The organism is Paracoccus sp. MC1854 (assembly GCF_014164635.1).
In the GTDB taxonomy this organism is placed as follows: Bacteria; Pseudomonadota; Alphaproteobacteria; order Rhodobacterales; family Rhodobacteraceae; genus Paracoccus.
Genome location: NZ_JACJFU010000095.1, coordinates 1 through 2,568, shown reverse-complemented (window position 1 = coordinate 2,568; position 2,568 = coordinate 1). Strand labels below are relative to the sequence as shown.

General features: G+C 64.3%; 3 protein-coding genes. All 3 read left to right on the top strand.

From position 1 onward, the window contains the following. Positions 1–275 precede the first annotated feature (275 nt). From H5395_RS18120 to H5395_RS18110, 3 genes are read left to right on the top strand one after another with little or no spacing between them, the layout of a single operon-like run. Positions 276–674 carry a hypothetical protein gene (locus H5395_RS18120; protein WP_182793926.1) on the top strand — a complete coding sequence of 133 codons (399 nt, stop codon included), beginning with the start codon at positions 276–278 and terminating at the stop codon, positions 672–674. Continuing rightward, positions 674–1,039 carry a transposase gene (locus H5395_RS18115; RefSeq protein ID WP_182793924.1) on the top strand — a complete coding sequence of 122 codons (366 nt, stop codon included), beginning with the start codon at positions 674–676 and terminating at the stop codon, positions 1,037–1,039. Before H5395_RS18120 ends, H5395_RS18115 begins: the two co-directional genes overlap by 1 nt. Continuing rightward, on the top strand, positions 931–1,800 hold the full coding sequence (locus H5395_RS18110) for a zinc ribbon domain-containing protein (protein ID WP_370576504.1): 870 nt from the start codon (positions 931–933) through the stop codon (positions 1,798–1,800). The genes H5395_RS18115 and H5395_RS18110 overlap by 109 nt, the downstream gene beginning before the upstream one ends. The last annotated feature ends 768 nt before the right edge of the window (positions 1,801–2,568 follow it).

Sequence of the window (2,568 nt, the reverse complement as noted above, 5' to 3'; positions counted from 1 at the left end):
ACAGACGCAAAATGCCCGCTGCGGTGGGCGTGCGCCTCCGGTCGGGGCTACGCCCTCCTCCGTCACATGCCCACCGCGGCGTCTCATCCAGGTTGACGCGGAATCTCATCCTGTTTGTCGCGCAGCACTGTGGGCCGCGCGAGCCGGGCCATGCTGCTGGAAGGGATCGACTGGCGAACCCCGCAGCGGACCTGGCAGCCCTTGGCGGCCGGATAAGCGACCGGTTCGGATCGTTGAGGATTCCCACACGGAATCCACCACGATAAGCACGTCTCATGTTCGGCGAGCCCGTCACTCTGCCGGACGATCCCGAGGAGCTGCGCAGCTTCACGACGCGGCTCCTGGCCGAGGTGAAGGCGCAGGCGATCCTGATCGAGAAGCTCCGGCACCCGCTTGCGGGGCACCAGGCGCACCGGTTCGGGGCCTCGTCGGAGACGGCCGAGCAACTGCAACTGGCGCTCGAGACCAGCGAGATCGCCGCCGCCGCAATGACCGCGCGGATGAAGCGGCCAGACGTTGACGAGAAGGACCGCCCCAAGCGTCGCCCGATCCCGGATCACATCCCACGGATGGACGTGGAACTGACGCCAAGTGCCGACGCCTGTGCCGTTGCGGCGGGCGCCTGCGCCGGTTCGGCGAGGATGGTGAGGTCATCACGACATTGGTCCGAGTGATGGCCGAACGAGGAGCTGGAATACGTCCCCGGACGCTTCATCGTGAACCGGATCGTGCGGCCGCGCTGACCTGTTCGTGCTGCGAGCGCTTCGTCCAGGCCCCGCTGCCCTCCCGCCCCATCGAGCGCGGTCGGTCGGGGCCGGGCCTGCTGGCCCATGTGCTGGTGGGCAAATATGCTGATCATCTGCCGCTCTGCCGCCATCGCCGGATCTTCAAGCGCGAGGGCCTCGACATTGATCGCTCCACACCGGCCGACTGGGTCGGCAAGTCCACCGCTCTGCTGGAGCCGCTGGTCGATGCCGTCGGCCGCCACGTCCTGTCGGCCGAGGCGATCTTCGCCTGCGCAGCCGCCAAGGCGCCCTGAAGTCGAAGGACACCCCTGTCCCGGTCTGGGACCGCAGGCGACCGAAGTTCCTGTTTTCGGGGCTGATGGCCTGCGGCGGCTGCGGCGTGGGCTTCTCAAAGATCTCAAAGGACAGCTTCGGCTGCTCGGCGGCCCGGAAGAAGGGACCCGCGGTCTGCACCAACATGACAACGATCCGGCGCGCGGACCTGGAGAGCACGGTGCTGAACGCCCTCGAGCATCACCTGATGGATGAAGAAGCGGTACGCATCTTCTGCAAAGAAGATGCGGCCGAACGGAACCGGCTACAAGCGGAGGCCAATGCCGGGCGGATCGGGCTAGAGAAGGAATTGCGCCAGGTCACAGCGGACCACAAGAAGCTGGTGGACGCGATCATTGCCGGTGTGCCCCCGGAGCAGGTGAAGGACCGGATGATCGAACTGGATGCGCGGCGGAAGGACCTAGAGCGCCTGCTGGCGTCGGCTCCGGCACCTGATCCGGTCCGCTTCCATCCGAGCATGGCGAAGACCTATCGGACCCGGGTGGGGCAGTTGATCCGCGGGTTGGCCGAGCCGGACGGGGACGAAGCAGCGAAGGAGGCACTCCGATCCCTGGTGGACAAGATCGTGCTGGTGCCGGAGGCAGATGAGGCCGGCAGCACGAAGCTGGAGATTGACTTGCAGGGTGCGCTGGCGGGCCTGCTGTGCCTCGCGACCGGCCGGCCCATGCAACCAGTGGCAGCAAGCGGACATGCGAAAGCCCCGCGGCGAGGCGGGGCGTAAGCGTTTGTTCTTGAGAGTTAATTTGGTTGTGGGGACAGGATTTGAACCTGTGACCTTCAGGTTATGAGCCTACTTGTCCGCTTTCAGGAAAACTTAGTGAAATTAGCTAGCTGCCCTGCAAGTTACTGAAATCGCCAAGATACAATGTCGGCATTGGCCGATTTTGGCCGCGCTTTGACGGTACTATGCGCGCCAAAACGGCGTCTGCGGGTTGAGGTGGCGTTGATGTGCCAACGGGAAGCGATTGCATGCATGGCTCCCCTCGCCCCACTCAATGACACGGCGCCGCGCGTTCGTGGCCTGCTGCCGGGAGGATGGTAACGGAGCCTGCGCTTTGTTCGTGTAGCGAGCGCAGCGCAACCGACGCTCCCGCTGAGACACAACTGTCCGTCCGCTTGAAAAAACATCGAAGGAAGCGAGAATGGACGAGCAGATCGCTCCGGCCGTCCCTGATTTCAAATTCGCAGCGGAAGCGGGCTTACCATCATCGTTCAGGGAACGCTCTGCAGGATACTGCTAGCACTTCGCTCCTTCAGCCACCTGTAAATCTGATCGGCACCCAGCCCGGCCTGTTCGAAGCGCTCCGCGGCCTCCGCTCGCCAGACCAGGTCGCCGGCTTGGCCGAAGGTTCGCCTCAACTCGGCGTTGTTGCAGAACTCTGCCCTCGGAAGGATTCACTGGAGTGGTCCAGCGGGTTAAGGGCCTGCCATGACCAGGCCTGAACCCACCCGCTACCGCACGACGAACTGGAAATCCTACAATGATGGG

Bases quoted from the DNA above. Each gene is read 5' to 3' on its own strand.
- H5395_RS18115 (WP_182793924.1), top strand. From the start codon at position 674: ATGGCCGAACGAGGAGCTGGAATACGTCCCCGGACGCTTCATCGTGAA.
- H5395_RS18120 (WP_182793926.1), top strand. From the start codon at position 276: ATGTTCGGCGAGCCCGTCACTCTGCCGGACGATCCCGAGGAGCTGCGC.